This is a genomic window from Photobacterium swingsii, from assembly GCF_024346715.1.
Classification (GTDB): Bacteria; Pseudomonadota; Gammaproteobacteria; order Enterobacterales; family Vibrionaceae; genus Photobacterium; species Photobacterium swingsii.
Genome location: NZ_AP024852.1, coordinates 347777 through 372132, shown reverse-complemented (window position 1 = coordinate 372132; position 24356 = coordinate 347777). Strand labels below are relative to the sequence as shown.

The window sequence follows — 24356 nt, the reverse complement described above, 5'->3', positions numbered from 1 at the left end:
CCTCTAATTTAATTCTAAAAATGCTGTAACCATGATGTCGGTTTCTACCAAAGGTAGCCCCATCACAGCGTAATAACTGCCATCGATACGCTCGATGAATTTGCCGCCAATGCCTTGAATGCCATAGCTGCCCGCTTTGTCTTGTGGTTCACCACTCTGCCAATATTGTTCTATTTCTTGCTCTGACAGGGCTTTAAACCACACCTTAGTGGTCACTAGCTTAGTTTCAATGTGATCTGCTTTCGCAAGTGTCACGGCGGTTAAAACCTGGTGTTCGCGTCCCGATAGCATACTCAGCATGCGATGGGCATCAGCAAAGTCAGCCGGTTTTTCTAAAATGTTATCGTCAACAACGACGATAGTATCAGCCCCTAAAACAGGCTTATCGCCCTCACTGGCAGCAACACCAGCTAAGGCTTTATCTTGTGAAAGACGCTGCACATATTGTGCTGGACTCTCATGTGCTTGATGCTGCTCTTCTACATCGACCACGACGCGCTCAAAGGTATAGCCGAGCTGGGTTAATAATTCTTGTCGACGTGGCGAACCCGATGCCAAAAGCAGTTGTATCGCTGACATGAAAACCTTCTTTCTATTATCACACTAAACATTGATATTCCGATTCAATATTTAGACTTATCCAGACAAACAAAGCTCCCTATGGAGCTTTGCTAAGTACACTCAAACCAGTACGTGCTGCGTTCGCTCACGCACTGGAAATTTAACGAATTGAGAATTTACGTCGCATTCTGCGTAATAACAAAAACAGCCAAGGCCACAGAATGAAGTTAAGTAAGACAGCCCAAGTACGTTGCGGTTCAAATGTGACTTCTGAAACTAAATATTCAGCCCAGAACTCAATTAACTTACCAAGTAACGTCAGCATAGCAATCAATAGTGCCTGCTGCAGTAATGATAGATTACGTAAGACTTGGAAGTTGAGCGCCACTAAATAGCACACAATCGCCATCATTAAACCACGAACACCTAGCGTGGAACCTAGCATGAGATCCCACAATAAGCCGACTAACAACGCACTACCGACATTCACACGATGAGGTAAGGCTAATACCCAGTAAAAGGTAACGAGCAATACCAAGGATGGGCGAAATGGGTCTAGTTCCCCAGGCCATGGCGCTGCTTGTAATATCAGAGCCACGGTAATGGATAACCATATCCAGAATCGGCCATTAGGACGACTATGAGGCATCGTCTAGTCCTCCTGCATTATTCAGCTCTTGCGGTGTTGGCCATACCAATAATAAGTAACGTAGACGGTCAAACTGCACAGTCGGGCGCGCTTTTATCTGCGCAAAAGGGCGTTTGTTATCGAAAGAGAACTCCGTCACATTTGCAACCGGATACCCTTCAGGGTAGCGACCACCTAAGCCTGATGTGACTAATAAGTCACCCACTTCAATGTCGGTACTACTTGGAACATGCTCTAGCTGGATTTGATCAATTTGGCCACTGCCTGATGCAATCACACGAATATCATTACGCACCACTTGCACGGGGATACCATGGGTTGGATCAATCAATAACAAGACACGGCTATTGTGGGCACCAACGTAAGAAACTTGCCCAACGATCCCTTTCTCATTGATCACGGGTTGTCCTTCGTACACCCCATCGATCCGACCTTTATCTATCATCACTTGATGGCTATAAGGATCAGAATCCACCGCCATCACTTCGGTGATCATTTTACGTTCGTCACGAATAAACGGTGAGCCTAGCAGATCACGTAAACGCTTATTTTCTTGTTTCAATTGTTCAAGCAACAAGACATCGCTTTGCTGGACCAAAAGATCACGCTTCAGACTTTTGTTTTCAGCCAATAATTGCTGATGCGAGCTGAGTTGACCAGACACATTATCGAGCATTGCGCGAGGTAGATTTGCGGCGTATTGCAACGGCGCTATCGCGGAATTGAGCAGGTAACGGATATTGGCAAAAGCATCAAGGCGACTATCGGCCAGCATAAGGCTGACCGATAGTAATATGGCTAGAAACAGGCGCAGTTGCAGAGAGGGACCTCTGCCAAAGATAGGTTTCATGTAACGCTATAACCTGTTTTAAAAATCGCCATTGCTGGCATTATTCTTCGCTGAATAAATCGCCACCGTGCATATCGATCATTTCAAGCGCTTTACCGCCCCCACGAGCAACACACGTTAGTGGATCTTCAGCAACAACAACAGGAATGCCTGTTTCTTCAGTTAGCAGACGATCTAGATCGCGAAGTAGTGCACCACCACCGGTTAATACCATACCGCGCTCTGAAATATCAGATGCTAGCTCTGGTGGACATTGCTCTAGAGCAACCATAACAGCAGATACGATCCCTGTTAGCGGTTCTTGAAGCGCTTCTAGGATTTCGTTTGAATTTAGCGTAAAGCTACGCGGTACACCTTCAGCAAGGTTACGACCACGCACTTCAATTTCACGTACTTCATCGCCTGGGTAAGCCGAACCAATTTCGTGCTTAATGCGCTCAGCCGTCGCTTCACCGATCAAGCTACCGTAGTTACGACGTACGTAGTTGATCACAGCTTCATCAAAGCGGTCACCACCAATACGAACAGATGACGAGTACACCACACCGTTTAGTGAGATAACGGCAACTTCCGTTGTACCACCACCGATATCGATCACCATACAGCCTGTCGCTTCAGATACTGGCATACCAGCACCAATTGCAGCCGCCATTGGCTCATCAATCAAGTACACTTCACGAGCACCCGCACCTTGTGCTGATTCACGAATAGCACGACGCTCAACTTGGGTAGAACCACAAGGAACTGCCACTAGCACGCGAGGGCTAGGACGAAGAATGCTATTGTCATGCACTTGCTTAATGAAGTGCTGAAGCATTTTTTCTGTCACGTAGAAGTCAGCGATGACACCGTCTTTCATCGGACGAATGGCTGCAATGTTACCCGGTGTACGACCAAGCATTTGCTTTGCATCGTGGCCAACTGCGGCAACACTTTTAGTACCACCCGCACGATCTTGGCGAATAGCAACAACTGATGGTTCATCAAGTACGATGCCCTGTCCTTTGACATAAATAAGAGTATTGGCGGTACCCAAGTCAATAGACAGGTCATTAGAAAACATGCCACGAAGTTTTTTAAACATAGTCTTCGGCTAATCCTGCAAGCTTACAAATTCGTTAAATTGCGCTAAATGTACCAAGGGGCAGGAAGTGACACAAGGTATGCTTTGTCAAACCTGCCACAGATCCGCATTTTATTTCACAATCACCTTAATTCGGCAGAGCTGTCATGCCCTTTTCCCCTCGGTAGATGATCCGATCATTACCTCGGTAGACCCCAAAGGTCACTACGGTTGAAGGGCTTTCATCACCTTGGTCACGCCAGTTGTACGTCAACCAAGACAGATTGGTATACCCGAGCCTAGGAGGACAAGCAATTGCCTGCTCTCCTGGTTTTTTGTTTGGTGTAGTCGTCACTAACTTATGCCAAAAGCGTACTTGCTCACGGTAGTAATCGGTTCGCTTAGGGTTCGCTTGAATATCTAGCGTCTTGCCCGTAGTGACATGCGTGCCACTGCCTTGTAAAACAGATTTAGAATGGGCACTGTCCACAGGCCAAATCATTTGCTTACAGTACTTACCACCATCAAAGGGGGTATAGCTATCATCAGCATTTACAATAAACTTCTGCCCGTCCCAATACTCAACGCGCATCGGCACTGTGACCGTTTTATCAAAAGCGGTTCCTACATCATCCAGGGCCATTCGGCCATAACGAGCATCTAATCGCCCAGCTAACGCTGAACCCACAAAGGTTTCACTGTCTGTGACAAGATTTTGCGGTGATGAGCTATAAACGATGGGATCTGTGTGATCGCCACTTTTGCTATACACCACGACTTTCATGTTCGGGAATACCCGATCATCAGTCACTGTCGCAGAACTTTTCTTTGGATCAATCAGGCGAGTAAATTTTGCATCAGACACAGATTTAGAAATTGTCGCCTTATTCCAATTTATTAACCCTGCCGGCATCATCGGTGTAACGCGTGAACGCCAATCATTGTTGGCTTTCAATGCTGCATCACCATCCACTAAGGCTACATTCACTTTCGCTTTTAGCGGATCTGCAAACTTACTGTAATTTGTTGTTGGCTCGGTGTACCCATTCGCTTTTGCCGTTAGCGTAAAATCATACCCCCACCCTTGATTCATGTAGGTGAATCCTGTCAGTGAATTCGCAGGGTGGGCATTTTTCACTGCACTGGAGGTCAACTCAAAATAGGCAGGATAGATCCTACCAATTCGAAACGATGCAGGTGGAACCGCGAAGCCCTTTTTCAGGTAATCATCCGATCCTAATCCCACCTTGAAACTGCCTACATCCCCCCAGCCAACAATACCTTTACCATATTCAGAGCCCGCTTTGAATTTAGCATCAACACCAAAGACATTGTCTCCAAGCAGCCCGTCACTAGGGGTATCGAGTGAGTAAACGCCCACATTTAAATCCGTTTGCACGGTATCATCAACAAACTGCGTTAACGCTGTCTGTCCGCAGTAGTAGTCTTCATTCTTATTCACGATTGGCGTTTTAAATGCGTTATTCGACGCATAACCACTCCCCATCCATGCTAACGGTTTAGCGTAAAAGTGAATACGATCACCAGATTTAGCCAGTCCTACACCACTGCTTGCATCGCCTTTAAATAGAGAGTGATTTTTGTCATTCCAGTCACACAGCGCTAATGCAAATGGACGGAAGTACAAACTTTCGGTCGCTGACATTTCAGAAGGCTGACCTTGATATTGTTTGTCTTTGATATTCAAGGTTACCGTTCCAGCCTCGGAGTATATGCCTTTATTGCCCGTCGCTTTACCTTTGACAAAAGTGAAATCGAAATCACCGCTTGCGTCACGCAATGTTGAACCACTTTTATTCGCTTTGATTTTAAGTTTCACACCAGCAGTATTAGGCAATCGGTTGTGAGAGACAGTTAATTTACGATCACCAGTATAACCCTCCATCACATCACAGCGGCGACTATTACCAGACTTCGCCTTAGCGACAATATCCCAGCTAAATTCGCGCCCCGCAATTTGCCCAAAAGCCACATTATCAACAAAGTCTTTATTCTCAATCGCGAGTGCAAACGGCACAAAAGTATAAGCCCCAGCTGTTTTAGTCACGTCACCGTGGCTGGTGAGTTTTGCTTGGATATTGATTGATGCGAGATCTTTACTCGATAGCTTGTATTTAACCGAACCTGTCGCATTGGTAAATGTATGGGTAACAGATGATGGACAAGTACCAATGGGCGCTGAAGCGCTATCGAACCAGCATACATCGGCATTATTGGGTGTGGTTGACGGTGCACTGATCGCCAGTGTGCCCGTGAAGTTTTGCGCGACTTTATTGGTGGTTTCATCAATCACAGAGAAAGTAATTTCTTCTCCATCACAAGCGAGTACTTTGTCTTTTTTGTCTGGCGATATTTCAAGGCGATATGTCGGGCCAGAATCAAAGCAATCACTATCACCAATAATTTTCGCGAAAGACTCCATTTTGAGTTCACGCGTTGTTACCGCACCGTATAAGACGGTATTTTTTAATAAAACCTCATCACCAGCCAATATCAATGCTTTAGCAACAATTCCTTGTCGATTATCTTGACTCGCACTACCGGCATCCATTTTAACTTCAGAATCTGAATTATGGCCAAGAATGATTAAATTATCAGGCTTACTTCCTTGCTCATTATTTATAAACCCGGAGCCACTGACTTTAAACTCTTTTAAGATATGAACTGTGACTTGGCCATTAACAATAAGTTTCGAACTCCCCTCTAATTTAAATTCTTGCACCCAATACTCACCTGCATTCAGTGTCAAATTAGAAGAGCCCTCGACTTTTATTTCTTTATAGCGATCAGGAGAGATTGTTTTACTTCCCGTACTTAATTTAACTTCTTTATTGCCATAACGAAAACTTTCTAAAGATGGAGAGGGGATCATTAAACTCGGCGTCGGTTCACAGGCTCGATTAACACAACTGTCGTAGTTAAACTTCATGTCACCATTACGAGGAAAACCGAGCTGATAGCCACTCATCGCATTATAAATTTTCGAATGTTCTTTTACTTCGGCTTCAGCACCATAGCTCCATGTCTGCGCTGGTCCGGTGAAAATATCACAAACCTCTTCACTCACTTTACGCTGGAAAGCCATAAAGCCTATATTTTCTGAGGCATGCTTTCGTTCTAAAGTGTTTTGTTTTCGCTCGTTAAGATCCTCATCGTTCACAAAACTAACCGAATAATCATTACCTGTTTTTTTTGCCTGACAATACCTTAACCAGCCTCCATTATGACCCTTTCTTGAACTTTTAGAAGCAAGGATCATAGGTTGCTCAGTAAAGCCGCTCGAACCAGGTATTTCAATGAACTTGTCACACTGTCGAATGACAGGAACTGTTACTTTTTGAAACCCATTCAAGTCATTATCTAACGTATTCGGTGTTGCACCAGCCCCCATCGTAAACTGCAGCCCTTTATAAACACCAGCACCTTCAGCAATAATATAAGCAACGTCCTTTGCTGGTCCGTCATAATGATCGGGCCAATTATAATCAACCTCTGAACGGTCCAAACCAAGATAGAAGTAATTCCCTCTCCACCCGATATCAACATAGGGTACAACAGGTGTTATCCAATTATTTCTTTGAGAGTAGTTCTCGCCATTACCTTGAATACTGACCAAAATTCCAGGGTTAGTAAATTCATCACTGAATGAGACTTCCTTCGTATAATAATCGACATCAGCCCAAGGTAACTTAACTCCTCCCATTAAGTATTTATTTACAGAAACCTTTCCAGCCTTTATACGTCCTTTACCACCAAAATTAACTTCTCCTTCTTCAATAACGAAGTAATTGATTTTTTTATTTGCTTTCTTCTCTAAACAAAAACTTCGATTATTACAGCTATGACCAATATCTTTAACCTGCAATATTGTATTACCCTTATTATCTTTACTTCGAAAGGGAGCTAAATGCTGACGAATCGTTGCTGAAGTAGTCGTGACATGAGTTACAAATAAATTAGATGGAGCATCTCGACCGTTACGTTCGATCGTCGACATCACAAAAACAAGTGGTTTTTTAGCATATGTTTTTTTAAAGGTAATTTCGCAGTCTTGATTAAAACAACCGCTTACATTCAATTCGCCAAACTCAAACTGTGGCTCGGCCGCTTGTAATGAAAAGCTCAGAGCAATAAGAAGAAGACCAAACAAGTACTTTATTTTTTTCATTATTTATTCTCACTTAGATCTTTCGCCCAAGTTTCTTGAATCCGTGTCACCGCATATTTACCCGTACCACATGTTGCTGTTGCTTCGAGCTGATAGCGATTAATCGTCTTACCGTTTTCTGTAATTGTTGTGGCAGTGCAAGAGGCCGATACTGATGAACAAGCAAATTTATCTGCCGAAATGGGATAATTGGATAAACACGCCTTGGGGTTAGATTGCTTGGAGCCTAGCGGAAAAAGCTGAGTAAGTGCGTATTCATTAGCGCTATGGGCAGCAAACCACGCCTGTGTCGCAAATACTTCACGACTGGTCATCTCTTGGTTTGACCAATCCAGTTTAACCAGCGCTGCAGCAAACACCGCCATGACGGTAATCACCACTAATGACATAACAAGTGCACTGCCTTGCTGTTTTTTATAAGACATTCAACACCTGCACTGTATGATCGTAGCTCGTCGTTTCACCGTCAACATCTGCCGAAAGACTAATATGCACCATTCCGTTACGACTTAACCCCGGCGCTTGCGCAAAAATATCCATATTAGACACGCCACCAGCAATCAAGTTGGTTGATTCATATTTAGATAATATTTTCTTATCTCCATCGCTCAATCGATAAATTTTATTTTGGAGATAACAATAGGAGACTAAGTCACCGTAAAGGTAAGCACGGTTTGCTGGTGAACTCAGTGTTAACTCATTTTGAACGCTGAGAACAACGTGGCCAGCAGGATCTTCTGTAGCTTTAGTCACTTTATTCGTATTAAGGTATTGTGCATGTGACCCAAAACCAATCGCCAAAAAGTAATTATTTTGTTGTTTATTAATCTCAGTGACTAATGCCTTTGATTCTTGTGCGGAACCACTCACAATATAATCAACATTATTCCCTTTAGGTTGGTTGAGATAAAAACCAGACTCAAGCACGGGATAAAACGAAAGACAGCTATTGGCTTCACCCGCTGCATTTGAATCTAAAAACACACTATTTGGAGCTGCATGGCGCACTTCACGAGTGATCTTTTCTACAGCAAAACGTAGTTCCGTTTGCGCGCGGTCACGGTTAACCGTAGCGGTATAGCCTTGGACACCGAGCTGGAAATAACTCCCCACGGCTAACGAGAGCACCCCTAATACAACCAGTGCGATCACCATCTCTAATAAGGTGAAACCACGAGAGAGTGTCATTAATAATTCCCTCGATAAGCAACAAAATCATATAAACCGTAACGACCAGTATCCACTTTGATAGCCACGCGTTTATAGGATCTTTGGGTCGGATCCTCTGCGCCTGTTGAGGGGGAGCCATAACTCACATCAACACGAAGCGTCATATTGTTATAGCCAACATCTTCATCAGGGGTACGACTTGGATCAAGTAAATTCTCAATCAAGCCTTGCCACGGGTAGTTTGTCGATGAATAGCGCTGGCGACACAACTTAGCATCCCCCCAGCAACCATGAAAGTCATCGACATCATCAGCGAATTCGACGTTTAAGCGCTTACCTATCACATTCCCGTTACCATCGAGAATATCAGTATATTCCAACGGATCATCTTCAGGCCAACGACCCGTGACTACATCAGGCTCAGTGCAAGTAATACCGCTCTCACCGCAACGCAAATGCACATCACGTACAGGCTCAGAATGATGATCAAACTTACGCGACAAGATTTCATTCAAAAAAGCATTGCTGATAGCAGCAGCACGAGCTTGATAGTGTGGTGTAGCAGAACGCTCAACTTGCGGAAAGATAAAACTGGTCATAGTAACCATAGCAATTCCGAGGATCACTATGGTGATAACCCCCTCAATAAGGGTAAAACCCTTTTGCTTCGTCACTAGGTTATGAGCACGCATAGATGTACCCTTCTTTATTGATACACATACTGCTCTTTTGGTTGGTACTAGTTAGAAAATCGAACTGGCAGATTGCAGTGCACGCCTGTACTTTCTTGGTATTTCTCCCTTTACCCGTAAAGTAAAATGGTTTACCTGTGATATCAAAATACAGCTCTATCTTCGAAGCACTCCCTAGTTCATCAAAGCGAATATTCAACTGATCATCGGCAGTTAATGGAGGGAGCAAATCGGGAAATTGTTGTCGACACGCAGCCGTATTCGGACTACCTAAATAGTCTTGCTCTATGATTAAAGCGTAACAGGAACCAGATGAGGATATTGACTGGTTCATCGCCATTATCTGAATTTGGCGCGCTAAAGAAATGCTGACATCACGGTTTAGAAAAGCGTCGAAACTATCACGCCCCACAAATCGTGAGGCAACGGTTCCGCTAACGATGCCTATCAGTAAGATCACGACAATGAGTTCAACGAGGGTAAAACCTCTATTACGGTGGGTCATACATTGCCTTGCGATAGCTGACTCTATTTCATAAAAACACACTATGCTTTTATGAAATAGAGCCTCAAAAAGAGGCTCTATTTATTAACAGCCTGTTTTAGTAACCACGATAGTTGGCTCTGCGCCAGATGTTGCTTCTTTGTAAGAAATATAGCAACTAGTCCCTTCAATTTTAGCTTTATCAGCACCAGATAATGCTGTCGTTTTCTGTGCAAATACCGCAACTCGAGGTGCTGTCGTATCATAGGCAACAGCCCACTCAGAATCATCAATTTTCATTGATTTAACAATACCAGTAGCCTCCGCCGTTGGGTAACCGAAGCTAACTGTAATATCATCTGCTTCAACTTTAGTGCTAGAACCATCTGTTGACTCTTTTCCTTCAATTGCAGCTTTACCGTAAACAATACCAGCCGCGCCATTAATCGCACCTTTTAAACCTTCTAAAGTTGACGCTCGCGCATCACCTTGTAAGTTAAGGAATCGAGGCGCAGCAGTAACCGCTAAAATACCTAGAATAACAATAACAACCACTAGCTCAATCAGGGTAAAACCATTCTGACGTTTCATAATCTTCACTCTTTATTTTTGATTAGGGTTACTTACAAGCATCTGTTTCAATTGTAACTTTAGCTGGGTTAGATGCATCTGCTGCAGTGTAAGTTACGTAACATTTACTTGGGATATTTGCCGTTTCTGTATCTTTATATTGCTTAAACGTTAACAGGATCGTCCCAGCCGCATTTTCACTTTTCCCTGTATTTTTTACTATTTCCCAATCATCATTAAAGTTAGACAGTGTTGCAACAATGCCAGCAGAAGTAGCAGTCGGGTAACCATAGATTGTTTTTACAGCAGCATTACCTGTACCAACATTTACAACATCCTTGCTACTTTCTTTACCTTCAATCGCAGCTTTACCGTAAACGATGCCCGCACCGCCATTGATTGCACCTTTAAGACCTTGTAGGGCAGCATTTCGCGCATCGCCTTGAAGGTTTAAGAATCGAGGCGCAGCTGTCACCGCTAAAATCCCCAAAATAACAATCACAACCACTAACTCGATAAGCGTGAAACCACCTTGACGCTTCATAAATAACTCCTACTTTCTCAATAATTTAGTTATATAGGCTAATTAAGCACTACTTCAACTTGCCCTTTTGCAGGCTTATAAATGAATGAATGTCCGGAAGTTAAATTACTCACGACATCACCTTGGGCGTTAGCTGACGCTAACTGATAATAACGGCATGCACTTTGTGCATCTGCTGTTTCTTTCGTTACATAAAACAGGTATTTCCCTGTTTGTGCTTCTGTACTGTTACTGGTCACTAATGGTGGATTCTGCAATAGGTTCTGCATTAAATCCACACAATCTGAACTATCTATCGCTGAGATTTTTTTGTCACTTAACGACAGCGGGTAACCATCACTAATTTTACCGTCTGTTGTTGCTACTGTTAGGTAAAATTCAGTGCCATCATAATTCACTTTTTGTACCCGACTCGCGCCAGAACCTTCCGTAGGACGACCGTAGGCTTCCCACTGCGCTCTAGCTGATAAAGCCGCAGTCGCATAACCACCAGCAACCCCTTGAATAGATGCTTTTTTAGCTTCATCTGTCACATTCAAAAAGCGAGGAAGTGCTGCAACTGCCAATAAACCGACAACAATAATAACAATCACTAATTCAACTAATGAAAAGCCAACTTGTTTTTTCATACCAACCTCACGCAAAGCGTCAACTTTACGACTCTTTTCTTGCCATAAAATCGTTAAACTTTATTGTCTCATTTTCGTAAAATAATTCCAGCCATTTCCCTGTACTTATTTCGTATATACATGATTCATAAGTCACAGATTTCGCTTCTTTTGTGTACAGCAGCGAAACATAAGGTGCCGAAATATTGGCGGGGGTTAATATTCGCCAGAGTTGATAACAATCGAGGTTATTATTTTTCTCAATAAGCGGCCATCCAAGCGTAGTAAAGTGAAGGTTTACACCATCAACTTCCAGATACTCTGGCCGGTTATTCAATTCCCATGATTGCCTTAGTGAAGACGCCCCTTCGTACAATGAGTTTATGGTTAACTTCAAGGCGACATCTTCCGCTTTTTCATTCACTTTTTGCCACTCACTTTGCAACACAAAGATAAGCGTTAGTATCAAGCCAAACCAAATGAAAAACTTATAGCGCCCAGCTTGGCGTAAATTAAACGCCTCGGGCAACATCGAGCATGCTCCACATTGGGACAAATATCCCTAAAGCTAAGACGAGCACCATAGCAGCAACAATGGCTAATAAGATCGGCTCAATACGTGCCGTTAGCGTTTTGAGGTCGTAATCTACCTCACGGTCATAGAAATCAGATGCCTCTAGGAGTAACTCATCCACTTGACCGGTTTCTTCACCTACAGCAATCATTTGTAAAACCAAAGGCGTAAACACACCAGACTGAGTGGCCGTCTGAGAAATACTATTACCGCCTTCAATACCGTTTTTCATCTCGATTAACCGTTTTTCTAAATAACGGTTACCTAAGGCTTCTGCTGCCATTTGTAGCGCTTGGTTAAGAGGAACCCCAGCACGGATCATTAGTGAAAATGTACGAGAGAAACGTGACAACTGTGCACGATTGACTATGTTGCCAATGATCGGCACTTTTAAACGCCAACCATCCCACTTTTCTTTGCCTTCTGCCGTATTACGCCATAAACGCACACCAATCCATGCCACAGCAAAGCCACCAAACATAAGTGGCCAGTAGTTTACAAAGAAGTTAGAGGTACCAATTAAGATCCGCGTGGGCAATGGCAACTCAACCCCAAAGCGTTCAAACATAGAGGCAAACTGTGGGATCACTTTAATGTTAAGCACTGTCATCGCAATCATGATGGCGGATAATACAAAGATCGGATAACGCATAGCAGATTTAATACGGCGGCGTGTTTCCATCTCTTGCTCATAATACAGTGCAAGTTGATATAACGAATCGTCCAAGCGCCCTGTGTTCTCACCGATATGAATCATAGACACAAAAAGCTCAGAGAAAACACGAGGATGCTGACTCATAGACGAGGATAATGAACGGCCATTGGTGAGCTCAGCCGCAACTGTTTCCAATGTTTCTTTCATCAAAGGGTGATTTGAGCTCTGCGCTAATCCATTGATTGAACGCAGCAAAGGAACCCCCGCCTTGGTCAGACTGAACATCTGGCGACAAAAAATCACTAACATGTCGAGCGGCACACTACTCTGAAATAGGGCTTTGAGATCAATGCCCGCCGATTTCGCTCTTCCTTGACGTATATCAAGCGGAATAACGCCTTGGCGCATCAAGATATCCGCGGCTGCTTCTTGTGAGGCAGCATCAAGTTGGCCACGTAACATCTTGCCTTGACTGTCACGCCCACGATAATTAAAAATCGGCATGCTGTTGCTCTCTATAGCAAGGTATCATCAATAAAATCCCCTTCGCCCAACTGAATCACTTCATCTAAGCTAGTTCGACCAACTAACGCCAGATCCAGCGCGGAATTGATTAGGGGCTTATACCCTGTGCTGTTACGTGCTATTTGGCTAAATAGCACCGCATTATTATCACGCAGGGCATCCATCATACTTTGATCAAATTCGAGTAATTCAAACACACCAATACGGCCTCGATAACCCGTGAAATTACAGCTTTGACAACCTCGACCTTGCTGAAACTCTGCCGTTTCAACATCAGGAAAACGGGCTTTCAACCATTGCTGCTTGGCATCATCCAGCTCTTCCGGCTCACCACAATCTGCACACACTTTTCGCACCAAGCGCTGCGCTAACACGGCTCTAACACCACTGGCAACAAGGTAACCTGGCGCTTCCATATCCATCATCCGCAACGCACTGTCCACCGCATCGTTGGTGTGCAGCGTCGACAAAACCAGGTGTCCTGTTAATGCCGAACGCAAGCCAATTTCAACCGTTTCTTGGTCACGCATTTCGCCCACCAAAATAATATCGGGGTCTTGACGCAAGAAGGTACGCAATATTGATGAGAAGGTCAGGCCAATTTTGGCATTCACTTGTACTTGGTTAACACGTGGTAAGCGGTATTCCACTGGATCTTCTGCGGTGATTAACTTTTTACCCGGTTTATTCAACTCACTCAGCGCACCGTATAAGGTGGTGGTTTTACCTGAACCTGTCGGGCCTGTGACTAAAATCATGCCATGCGGACGTTTAAGTTGGCGGCGAAAGCGTGCTAAGAGCTCCGCAGGCATGCCGACTTCTTCTAAGCTTAATATGCCCGCAGACTGATCCAGTAAACGCATCACAACCGACTCGCCATGCTGCACCGGCATTGTCGATACACGCACATCGACCGAATGACCACGCACTTTGACATTAAAGCGGCCATCTTGAGGAAGACGCTTTTCTGAAATATCTAATCCGCCCATCAGTTTTAAGCGCAAGACAAGTGCTGATGCGACGCTGGCTTCATTCAATAAGGTTTCATGGAGCACACCATCAATACGCTGACGAATACGCAGAACATTTGTGTCGGGTTCGATATGAATGTCAGATGCGCCGACTTGGATTGCATCTTCAAACAGAGAATTAATCAGTTTAACAACGGTGACTTCGTCGTTTTCGGTATCTTCTAAGCCAAAGGTATAATCAGAGTCGCTTTGGTGTTCGGCTTGGAGTTGTTCAGCAAAAGAGACAATTTCTTTGGTACGACGATAATAACGGTCAAAGGATCCTATCAGTTGACGCTCTCTGGCTATCACCAATTCAACGCGATAATCCTGCAACTGATCAAAAATGGCTTCTTGTGCCGCCAGATCCGCAGGATCACTCATTGCTACACGAACGGTATCACCACGAAGACCGATCACTAATGCACGCAAACGGCGAGCATGTACTTCACTCAATAAAGCCACAGCATCTATATCAATATTGGCGCGATTTAAATCGACCAATGGGATATCAAGTTGACGTGCCAAGAACTCAAGCATCTGCTTTTCAGTTAAAAAGCCCAAGCTAATCAAGGTATCGCCCAGCTTTCGGCCTGACACTTGCTGTTGATCAAGCGCGTGTTCTAACTGCTGCTGGGAGATAATGGCTTCTTCAACCAATAAATCACCCAGACGTTTACGTAATCGGATCTGCATGGTTTAGCTCCCCTGCGACTGAAGGTATGACACACGCTGCTGGATAAACTGCTGTGTTTGGGCGGATATCTGCCCCATCGCCAAGGCTTGTTGATAGGCATTTAATGCTTTTTCAGCATCATTGGTGCGCTCTAGAGCAATACCCAAACCCAGCCACCAGCGCCCATCAAACGGTTCACTTTTGACCAGTTGCTGATAACTTTCTAAGGCACGCGTATTGTCTTTTAACTGCTGCGCAAGCGCACCACGCATCGCAAGATATTTACTTGGTGCATGCTTTGGTAATTCACTTAACACCGTTAAAGCGGCTTGAGGCTGAGATTCATTGACTAACAATTTAGCCATTGTGAGCCGTAGTTCAGGCTGTTCACTATCGCGAGCAAGGCCATGTTGTAGCACTAAAATAGCTTGGCGCACTTCGCCGCGACCATAATACAGCGCCGATAAGCGCTGACGTGCCTCTATCCAATCAGGGTTGTACTGGACAGCTTTTGCTAAAAATTCAACCGCCTTCTTGCTGTTACCTGACTTCACGGCTTTCATTGCTCGCGAATATTCAATTTGTGCTAACTCTTGACCCGATAATTCAACCGCTTCAATACTTAAACTTTCATCGCCTGTGGTATCACCATCCTCAGAAGGCGTTTGTGCAACTTGCGCTTCACTTGTGGCTGGAATATCACGCTGGACAGTACGAGGCTGGGGCTTTACAGGCGCAGAAGCGACCACAACCTTAGCAGCAGCTTTCGACCCTGCTTGATGCAGTTTAGCTGCCGGCTTTTTAATCTCAGGTGGCGAGATCACAGCAGTCGAAGTCGTTAAGTGATCAGTTGAAGTAGGATTCACTGTTTTAGCTGGACCTATCTCCGTCACGACGGCTTGAACGTGTTTCTCTTCCTGCACCTTTGGCACTGCAGTTTCAGCGACGATTACCGGCTCCTGAGAAGCAACGTCATGAGGCGCAATTTCAGCCGCATTAGCCGCCATTACAGGTGTAAAGCTATTTTCTTCAGAGGTGCTTTCAACCACACGATTATTTGGCTGTTGGCCAAACCACCAGCCTACACTGGCCGCTAATAGCACAGCGCAGCCAGTGCCAACAATGAAGCGTGGTGCCTTTGAAGAAGGCACTGGGGTTACCTTGGCAGCAGTCAGTGGCGCTTGCTGATTATTATTGCCGTGGTGACTACCGCTGGCCTGTTGCTTCGCGGCTAAACGCGAAAGCATTTTATTAATTTCACTCATGCTAATTTCCATCCCCATAATATTGGGTATGTCCAGAGGGGCTGACGGGCACCATTGGTTTCTTTTATTGCCAGCAATAACTCTTGCTGACCCACAACAGGTAATTTTCGGCTATACGTAGCCAGTAGCGCTTTATGGCACAGTAAATTGATAACTCGTGGGATACCTTGGCTCGACTGCCATAATGCTTTATACAAAGGCAACGAAAATAATGTTCGATGGCACCCGGCACAGGCTAAACGATATTCGATATAAGCAATGGTTTCTGCGATATCCAAGGGACGTAATGTCGCTTTAAATGTCACGCGCTGCAGAAACTGACGCAAGTGGTGCTGCTGTAATCGCGCATCCAATTCAGGTTGACCGATAAGCACAATATGCAGCAATTTCTCTTGCTCTGTTTCAAGGTTACCCAGTAAACGAATCGCCTCTAACGCTTCATCTGGCAACGCCTGTGCTTCATCTAGAATCACCACGACTGACTGCCCCTTTTCTTTACGGCTGATCAGTTCACGGTGCAAACGCGCAGTGAGAGCGGTCATATCCCCCTCACTGGCAACATTTAACTCATTGGCAATCGCAACACGTAATTCTTGTGCCGAAGCCGCTGGTGTCGGCAAATAGGCCAAATCGAAATGAGCCGGCAGTTGATTGATCAACATACGGCACACCAAGGTTTTTCCCGTGCCGACCTCTCCCGATATGTGTACGATACCTTCACCCATTTCTAGCGCAGCCAACGCAGTTTGAATCGCTTCAAGGTGAGGCGGCAATGCATGAAACATTGCCGTATTAGGCGTTAGCATGAAGGGCGACTGCTTACAGCCAAAGTACGATTCATACATACTGCAGCGGCTTAATTGTCTTCAGGGAACCATTCCGTCACAAGCGCACGAGAACGTTCAATTTCTTTTTGCCATGTTTGCTCACCCACAACTGTTGGTTTAAGCAAAATAACCAATTCCGTTTTTTGCGTGATTTTATTCACGTTACGGAAAAGGTGGCCAAGTGCAGGAATATCACCCAGTAAAGGAACTTTAGAGACTTGATCTGCCGTCTGTGACTTCATCAAGCCACCGATCACCACAACATCACCACTGCGTGCATGGATGACAGAGTCTGACTCGCGAATCGAACTTTTCGCTAGCGGTAATTTATACACACCGAATGTATTACCCAAATCAATTTCTTTTGATTCAGTGACCACGTCTACCACTGCAGGGTGAACATGTAATAACACTTCATCACTGTCATTGATTTGTGGCGTGACATCTAACGAGATACCAGAGAAAAACGGGGTAAGTTCAATATCGGGTGACGCAGTGCTGTTATCGCCATTCACTTCACCACCTGAAATATCTGTTACAAAATACTCATCTCCACCCACTTTAATGATCGCTTTTTGGTTGTTCGCCGCTGTCACTCGTGGGCTGGATAGCACATTCAAATCGCCTTGGGTTTCTAAGAAACTCAATACAGCTTCAAAATTGCCGTCCTTAATGGTGATGTTTGTTTGTCCACCTAATGCTGCTGCAATGGCGTCACCACCAGGCAGAGGGACTACGCCCGCTGCGGCATTTGCTGCCGTACGACCAAAGATAATGTCTGTACCACCAATACTTGAAGTAATATTGCTCCAGTTCACTCCTTGCTGATAACCATCATTCAAGGTGACTTCCATGATCTTGGCTTCCAAGACAACTTGGCGTTTTAGACGCTCTTGAGAAATCCCCAAGAACTCTTTCACTTCACGTAATTCATTGGGATAAGCACGGACACTGATCAAGCTCGCTTGTGGTGATACCACTATGCTACGCCCCTGACCATTACCGATCATCGCAGTCACGGCTTTTTCTAACTGCGCCCAAAAATCACTTTCAGACACGGTCTCAATGCTACTACCGCCTGTTGGTGTGGTTGTTTTTTTATTGGAATTGTTCGAGTTGTTATTATTTTTATTGGAGCTATTACTGTTACTCGATTTCGACCCAGAATTAGAATTTGAATTCTGGTTATTGCTTGTCATAGAGCCTGTCGTCAGCGATGTTAATGACACTCCGCGACGCTGTAATTGCAAGTAATCAACAGGGATCACTTCAGTACGTAAAGTGGCAGGGAATACTTTGATGATATTGCCTTGACGTGTCGCGTTATAGCCGTAGATATCTGACACGACGGCTAATACTTCATCCAAGGTCACATCGCGCAACGTTAACGAAATACGCCCAGTTACTTTAGGGTGGATCACCATGTTAAATGGTGTGCCTTTGACCAAGCTGCCAAAGAAAACACGAGCATCCACATTGCGAGCGTTAACGCGAAAGCGCTTCTCTAATGACGAGGTTGAGGCAAAGTCTTTGCCATCTAAACTTGGCATCAAATCGTTGCTGACCGCTGGCGGCAAATCCGTCAACGGTCGACTGCTTGCTTCATTCGCGGCGGCATTAAGTTCTTGCTTGATTTCAACGGGATCACGGTGTCCCATGTTAGTTGAGCAGCCAATTAACGACGCTAAAAGCACTCCAATAACTAATCTACGCATCTTAACTACTAACCCTTAATGTGTTTTTATATTTTCAGCGAACATTTCAAGTCGCCACTGTTTACTGCCGCGACGTAACATGACGCTTTCATCTTGTATTGACGATAAGGTGTACCCACTGATACGCCCACCAATACTGACCACTTTATTATTTAAAATAGCGGTGCACCGGCTTTGCTCGTCACAAAGGATGCCCTGTAGCTGTGGTAAACGTGTTCGGCTCGTGGTGTGTTTTTTTACAGGCGCTTGCCAGCCAAGTGGCGCCGTTGGATCTTGGTTTGCATGCACAGAACTTATAAACATGCCCACCCCAAGTGCAACCATGAAAACGTACTTCACCATCAACTTATTAACTACCCAGTGATTAGCCACCAATAAAGTCCTTACTTTCGCCCAAGGTGTACACATCCAGTTGAATGTCCGCCCACGGATATGTATCGACCTGATAATTTAGACTCTGCCAGTAATACTTCACAGGCAAGGCTTCCAGCTGCTGTAAATAATTGACGACATCAAAATATCGTCCACGCAAATTTAGGCGCACAGGGTGAATGTAATAACCTTCATCTTCACCGCTGATCAACTGTGCTGGAGGTTGAGATTGCAAGCTGACGAGTTTCAAACGATCGCTACGGCGCAAAACATCTTCCATCAGGTTCGACATTTGCATCGGGGTAACCAAACTTCCCACCCGCCCTTCTAGCTGCTGGTTAAGTTGGCGATTTTGCACTCTGAGATGCTCTATACGCTGATCAACGTCAGCGTCAGGATCGTCCTTGAGTTTGCGCTCCATCACCAATACCTGATTTTCACTATTGATCAACTGGTTACTGGTATTTATCACAGCAAGGCGGATGCTGGATAACTGCTTCATTTGAGGCTCAAGAAACAATAAATATCCAACAAACAGCAGTGCGATCCAACCTGAGACAAAGATTAACACCTGCTCGCGTTGGCTAAGTTCATCAAAACGGTCAGATAGCTGATGCCATAGATTCATCATTTTACGTCTCCTGCCGCTTTACTCACTCGCTGTGCTTGCAGTTTAAATGTCACGATATTGTTGTCATTACGCCCTAACGACATGACCTGAAAACGACGATCCATCAGGTGTTCATACTCTTTAAACGCTTGAATCCAACTGGGTACAGATTCAGGGCTACGAGCAACACCAGCGAGATCGAGTGACAGACCTGTCGCATGAATATGGTTCAATGAGATATCACCGTTTGCGGCATCTGATAGTTGTTGTAACATGCCGGCAAACCCGACTCGTAGGCTGCTATCATGCCCTTCAATCGCATTTAATGTCGCTTGTTGAGTCGCTACATGCTGTTCAAGGTTATCCGCTAACTCCACTTTAATTTCACTAGGCAGGTGCTGTGCTAACGCGGTTTTTAAACGGTTCATTTCGCCTTGTTTGAGGGATAATCGACTCTGTTCGGCAGCCAACTTTTGTTCGACCACATGGCTTTGCCATTGCTGCCAACCAAAAAATGTTGCCATCAAAATAGTACCAATCAGCCAACTCGCCATCACATTACGCAATGTGAGCAATTGTGTTTGCGGCTTCAAGCTATCGGTATAAAGATCGAGGTTAGCTTCTTTAATTGAGGTTTGAGCGGCCCATGCGATACGAGAGGCATTAGAGATCAAGGTGTCAGAAGGCGCGACTATCGCCACCACTTTAACACTCAAACGTTCACTCAGCGCCTGTGCTAAAGCAGCGTCATCTTCACCATCGCACGATATCAACAATTGAGATATTGGGTTATCACGCAGCTGTGCACTTAAAAAATCTAACGAGCGCTGTAGTTCAAGGGCGAGGCTATCAAGCTGTAAAGCAACTTGCTGTTCACTTGCCCCATCAGCTAATAGAGGAAAACGTACGCCACGCAGCTGACGTTGAAAACACATGACTTGCTGTTTAAAAGCCGTGAGTTGCAGCCCGGCGTTTTCTCGACGATGCAAGATAAGCTGGCTCATGGTCGACGAGGTTAAGGCGCCCCATTGCACTTCTTCTGTTGAAATAGAATCAACTTCACTGCCCGCTTTTGCCACCGCTTTAATTAAGGGTTCTAATGTTTTTCGCCCAGCAGCAAAAACTTGTAAGCGCTCTTTTAGCGGTGCAGGAAAACCACCGGCAACCAGCTCCATTGGTGATTCATTGACCAAATCTTTGATCAAAAAAGGCAAAGCCGTCGAGAGTTCTTCTTGTGGGATTTCAGGCTTTTCAATCAATAAGGATTGATATAAACCATGACCTATCACCAGTTTAACTTGGCAACCCACTAATTGATGTTTTGTTAATAGCGCATCTATGGCAGATTCACGCTGAACATTAGTCGTCGCATCATGGTTATCAACGACCCATAATGATTGTGACTCAAAGACTAACGAAATCGATTCTGGAAACACAGCCAGACTGATAACAGGACTCTGCTTTTTGTTTTTAATAAAACGGCTGAAAAAAGAGTGAGTTTTCATGGCTTTCCAATTCGACGGCAATTAAGCAATACAACTAGTGGTATAACCCACCACGTCAATAGTTTGACTATTTTACCCTAAAATATTCATAATAAGTATGTTAAACAATCACTTTTTAAAAGTATTCCAAAATATACCCTTGGTTCTTTCTTAATCAGTAAGCAAATATTTTTCTAAGCTCATTTCCGGTGAAAAGTAACGCCCTTGCCCGGCATGTACCCCTAGTGATTTCAATACATTCCACTCTTTTTCATTCTCAACACCCACGGCTATTACCTCGGCACGACTATCACCACATGCACCGAGCATTGAGCGAACAAAAAGTTGATTTTCTTGCCGCAAATTAATCTCACGTACTAAGCTACGATGCAGCTTTATATAATCAACATTAATGTCTTTAATATAATGCGTGCTCACTATCGTACGACCAGCCTGATCAACCACTAATTTACAGCCTAATCCCACAATCATCCGCGCTATCGGTCGCATTGTATCTAAATGCTTCACCAATGCTCCCTCTGGCACCTCAAATGACAAGCGATTCAGCACAGTGCGAGGGGTTTGTAACAACTCATCACGTAACCAACGTACAAAGTTTCGCTCAAGTAAAGAAGTCACATTCAGGTTCACCGAAAATACTTCCGTGGAAGGCATTCGTTTCAGTGTGGCAAGGGCTTGGCTAACCACTTGTTTATCCATTCGAATAGTGAAACCCACTTGCTCAACTGCAGGTAGAAATCGTGATGCTTTAATTTGGACGCCATTCTCATCTTTAATTCGAGCCAGTAACTCGCGTTGCAAAATCCGCCCATCATGGGCACTGATCACAGGTTGCTGATGCAACTGGATAGCGTGTGCATTCAAAACGGCATCCAACAAGGTTCGCCATCGAACACTACCACGTGCGTCTTCTGTTTGCTGATCTTTTTTAAACGCAAACCAATTATTGGCCCCTTGTAGCTGTGCACTTCGCAGTGCCATATCAGCCTCATCCATGATCCGTCCCCGTCGCTCACCGCTAACAAAAGATGTCATACCTATATGACACCAATTATCTGGCTCTAATGGTGCTGGCGGTAATAACCGCTCTAACGCATTCAACATTTGGTTAGTGAACAAACGCACTTCTTTTACAGACTGCTGAGGAAGCATGATCGCAAATTCGGCATCAAAGTATCGAGATAACACAGTGTCAGGATAGCGCTGGATTAAGTTAGACAATATCATTCCCACATCGTGAACCAGCTCATCTGCATTTTCTTTTCCTTGATCTGCTAATAACTCATCCCAATCAGCAATACGGATCAAGATAACGGCACCATGGGTTTCCTGATCCTGTACGACTGACTGTAATCGGCTATCAAATAGCACCCGATTTGCCGCACCTGTCAGTTGGTCAAGAAAAGTATGGGTGCGAATAAAGGTATCAAAGCGGCTACGCTCTTGGCGGGCATCTTTGAGCTCCGCAATCATTTGATCAAGCGCTAAACTCGCAGTAGCAGGCCACTCCTTTTCGTCACCGACTTCATAGTCCGTCACTCGACCAGCCAATATCATGCGTCCACGCTCTTCTAGTAATTCAGAGCCATGTAATTGCAGGCGAAGCCAATTCATCCCCCATACCAGCCCCATAATGATCATGACAATCGCAAGGCTAATGGACGACATCGCGCCTATCGAATAAGTGAACTCGGTATACGGTGGCAAGGATTTAAGTTCAATATAAAAGCCAGGGTTATGCTCAAGTTGGTAATGGCCCAGATGGAGAATATTAGGGTCTTGGATTTTTTGCAGCCCACGAAACGAGTAAATAACGCCAGCATCACTGCCCACTTCGAGCTCTACCACATTGCTGGCCTTCAATAGCTTAGGCAACCAACGGGATAACCCTTGCGAGCCTTGCGGATCGGCCAACTCTTGATCGATCACCGCCACCACTCCATCAAGGTAGTGTGTCAGGTAATCTTGCCCTAATTTACGGAAACTCAATGCTCCGCCAATAAAAATGACGAATATGGCACAAATCACGATAAGAGTGACAAAAGTAACCAGTCGATTGGTTAACTTCATCCCTGAGGCTTTTCTCATAACTTCCTGCTTCACATAATGTTCTGAATAAAATATAAAGGGTTACTGAATGATTACAATGCGCTACCCGACAAGTATCAAAAACAGTGTGTAGCCTTCACATACTGACTGTTATGATCGTTAATGTTGCTTATTTGTAATGATTATCACTTGTTCCGCATGCAATGTGAACTGCGACTCAGTTATTTCGTACCTTTCATCACTGGATTTTTATGGATTGGATTACCTGCACCAAAAGTTTCGTGACTGTGGTTGACCAAGGCTCGCTCGCGCAAGCCGCAACTCAGCTCAACACATCCAGCTCCGCACTCTCGAAACGGCTATCATGGCTCGAAAAACAGCTCGGCGTTCAGCTATTAAAACGCACAACGCGCAGTTTAACCGTGACAGATGCAGGGGAATTGTTTTATCAAAGAAGCACGCGTTTATTAGATGACTGGCATCAAATGCTGGCAGAAACGACATCGGCCTACGGGGAAGTCAGTGGTGTACTTCGCATTGGCGCACCACTTGCGACGGGAAGCCGTGTGTTAGTGCACTATCTTGCGGAGTTTATGGAGCGCTACCCAAATATTCAGGTGGAGCTGCATACGATCACTGCAGGTCAATTACCGGATTTAAACTTGGATGTTTTTATCACGCGCGAGCTCACTGATTTTAATTCATCGAGCTATATCGCAACCAAACTCTTTAATTTCCAACCCTGTTTTTATGCTGCGCCATCTTACTTAGCGAGTAAGCCGTTAATTGAAACAGCAGAACAACTGACTCAGCATAATTGCTTGTTGTTTGGGGTGTATGGCCATGAGCAAGTGCATGTATTCGAGAATGACATTCAGCTTCGCTTACGCGGGAATTTTACGACTCAAAATCCCGAAGCGTTAGTGGCAGCTGCTGTCGCTGGTATGGGGATCATTTTAACTGGTGAGAATACTATCAAGCGTGAGCTCGGAAAGGGGCTACTCGTCCCTGTATTACCTGAATTGAAACAAGCCACAGGTACCGCTTACGCTTACTATCCTAAGCTGGATTACAATCACGTTAAAACCAAGCTCTTTATTGATTTTATTAAAGAGAAAGCCACACCGTTGAGCGCATAACAGTAACTGACGGACACAAAAAAGCAGCGAGAAACGCTGCTTTTTTTATTATCG

Annotated in this window: 23 protein-coding genes; 1 reads left to right on the top strand and 22 read right to left on the bottom strand. The window is 44.7% G+C overall.

Annotated elements, in window-relative coordinates:
* Positions 1–3: 3 nt before the first annotated feature.
* The 22 genes from OCU77_RS01775 to csrD form a co-directional block, all read right to left on the bottom strand.
* Positions 4–579, bottom strand: coding sequence for a Maf family protein (locus tag OCU77_RS01775; protein WP_048899203.1), 576 nt, complete (start codon positions 577–579; stop codon positions 4–6).
* Between the two features lie 142 nt (positions 580–721).
* A complete protein-coding gene (mreD, locus tag OCU77_RS01770; RefSeq protein ID WP_048899202.1) occupies positions 722–1210 on the bottom strand; it encodes a rod shape-determining protein MreD in 489 nt (162 codons plus the stop codon).
* Positions 1200–2060, bottom strand: coding sequence for a rod shape-determining protein MreC (gene mreC, locus OCU77_RS01765; protein WP_107303008.1), 861 nt, complete (start codon positions 2058–2060; stop codon positions 1200–1202). The genes mreD and mreC overlap by 11 nt, the downstream gene beginning before the upstream one ends.
* Positions 2061–2100: 40 nt before the next feature.
* Complete coding sequence (locus OCU77_RS01760) at positions 2101–3144, bottom strand: rod shape-determining protein (RefSeq protein ID WP_048899201.1); 1044 nt, start codon at positions 3142–3144, stop codon at positions 2101–2103.
* A gap of 127 nt (positions 3145–3271) precedes the next feature.
* On the bottom strand, positions 3272–7312 hold the full coding sequence (locus OCU77_RS01755) for a DUF6701 domain-containing protein (protein WP_048899200.1): 4041 nt from the start codon (positions 7310–7312) through the stop codon (positions 3272–3274).
* Positions 7312–7737, bottom strand: a complete 426-nt coding sequence (locus OCU77_RS01750) for a hypothetical protein (protein ID WP_048899199.1) — start codon at positions 7735–7737, stop codon at positions 7312–7314. The genes OCU77_RS01755 and OCU77_RS01750 overlap by 1 nt, the downstream gene beginning before the upstream one ends.
* Positions 7727–8500 carry a PilW family protein gene (locus tag OCU77_RS01745; RefSeq protein ID WP_048899198.1) on the bottom strand — a complete coding sequence of 258 codons (774 nt, stop codon included), beginning with the start codon at positions 8498–8500 and terminating at the stop codon, positions 7727–7729. Before OCU77_RS01745 ends, OCU77_RS01750 begins: the two co-directional genes overlap by 11 nt.
* On the bottom strand, positions 8500–9174 hold the full coding sequence (locus OCU77_RS01740) for a type IV pilus modification PilV family protein (protein ID WP_048899197.1): 675 nt from the start codon (positions 9172–9174) through the stop codon (positions 8500–8502). Before OCU77_RS01740 ends, OCU77_RS01745 begins: the two co-directional genes overlap by 1 nt.
* The gene (locus tag OCU77_RS01735) at positions 9161–9679 is read right to left on the bottom strand and encodes a type II secretion system protein (protein ID WP_048899196.1); all 519 of its coding nucleotides are present in this window, start codon (positions 9677–9679) and stop codon (positions 9161–9163) included. Before OCU77_RS01735 ends, OCU77_RS01740 begins: the two co-directional genes overlap by 14 nt.
* 84 nt (positions 9680–9763) lie before the next feature.
* Positions 9764–10249 carry a type II secretion system protein gene (locus OCU77_RS01730; RefSeq protein ID WP_048899195.1) on the bottom strand — a complete coding sequence of 162 codons (486 nt, stop codon included), beginning with the start codon at positions 10247–10249 and terminating at the stop codon, positions 9764–9766.
* A gap of 28 nt (positions 10250–10277) precedes the next feature.
* Positions 10278–10772 carry a prepilin-type N-terminal cleavage/methylation domain-containing protein gene (locus OCU77_RS01725; protein WP_048899194.1) on the bottom strand — a complete coding sequence of 165 codons (495 nt, stop codon included), beginning with the start codon at positions 10770–10772 and terminating at the stop codon, positions 10278–10280.
* 38 nt (positions 10773–10810) lie between these two features.
* The gene (locus OCU77_RS01720; protein WP_048899193.1) at positions 10811–11401 is read right to left on the bottom strand and encodes a prepilin-type N-terminal cleavage/methylation domain-containing protein; all 591 of its coding nucleotides are present in this window, start codon (positions 11399–11401) and stop codon (positions 10811–10813) included.
* 25 nt (positions 11402–11426) lie between these two features.
* Positions 11427–11804 (bottom strand): hypothetical protein, encoded by a 378-nt coding sequence (locus OCU77_RS01715; protein WP_144414911.1) that lies wholly within the window; start codon positions 11802–11804, stop codon positions 11427–11429.
* 88 nt (positions 11805–11892) lie between these two features.
* Complete coding sequence (locus OCU77_RS01710) at positions 11893–13113, bottom strand: type II secretion system F family protein (RefSeq protein ID WP_107303009.1); 1221 nt, start codon at positions 13111–13113, stop codon at positions 11893–11895.
* 11 nt (positions 13114–13124) lie between these two features.
* A complete protein-coding gene (locus tag OCU77_RS01705) occupies positions 13125–14840 on the bottom strand; it encodes a GspE/PulE family protein (protein WP_048899191.1) in 1716 nt (571 codons plus the stop codon).
* Between the two features lie 3 nt (positions 14841–14843).
* On the bottom strand, positions 14844–16085 hold the full coding sequence (locus OCU77_RS01700) for a tetratricopeptide repeat protein (protein ID WP_048899190.1): 1242 nt from the start codon (positions 16083–16085) through the stop codon (positions 14844–14846).
* On the bottom strand, positions 16082–16930 hold the full coding sequence (locus tag OCU77_RS01695) for an ExeA family protein (protein ID WP_048899189.1): 849 nt from the start codon (positions 16928–16930) through the stop codon (positions 16082–16084). The genes OCU77_RS01700 and OCU77_RS01695 overlap by 4 nt, the downstream gene beginning before the upstream one ends.
* Before the next feature lie 11 nt (positions 16931–16941).
* A complete protein-coding gene (gene mshL, locus OCU77_RS01690; RefSeq protein ID WP_048899188.1) occupies positions 16942–18627 on the bottom strand; it encodes a pilus (MSHA type) biogenesis protein MshL in 1686 nt (561 codons plus the stop codon).
* 15 nt (positions 18628–18642) lie between these two features.
* Positions 18643–18999 carry an MSHA biogenesis protein MshK gene (locus OCU77_RS01685; protein ID WP_239685992.1) on the bottom strand — a complete coding sequence of 119 codons (357 nt, stop codon included), beginning with the start codon at positions 18997–18999 and terminating at the stop codon, positions 18643–18645.
* The gene (gene pilO / locus OCU77_RS01680; protein WP_239685991.1) at positions 18992–19630 is read right to left on the bottom strand and encodes a type 4a pilus biogenesis protein PilO; all 639 of its coding nucleotides are present in this window, start codon (positions 19628–19630) and stop codon (positions 18992–18994) included. Before pilO ends, OCU77_RS01685 begins: the two co-directional genes overlap by 8 nt.
* Entirely contained in the window at positions 19627–21114 is a 1488-nt protein-coding gene (locus OCU77_RS01675; RefSeq protein ID WP_048899187.1) for a PilN domain-containing protein, read from the bottom strand. Before OCU77_RS01675 ends, pilO begins: the two co-directional genes overlap by 4 nt.
* Before the next feature lie 150 nt (positions 21115–21264).
* Positions 21265–23202 (bottom strand): RNase E specificity factor CsrD, encoded by a 1938-nt coding sequence (csrD, locus tag OCU77_RS01670; RefSeq protein ID WP_048899186.1) that lies wholly within the window; start codon positions 23200–23202, stop codon positions 21265–21267.
* A gap of 212 nt (positions 23203–23414) precedes the next feature.
* Between csrD and OCU77_RS01665 the strand changes: the two genes are divergently transcribed.
* A complete protein-coding gene (locus OCU77_RS01665) occupies positions 23415–24302 on the top strand; it encodes a LysR family transcriptional regulator (protein ID WP_048899185.1) in 888 nt (295 codons plus the stop codon).
* Positions 24303–24356 lie beyond the last annotated feature (54 nt).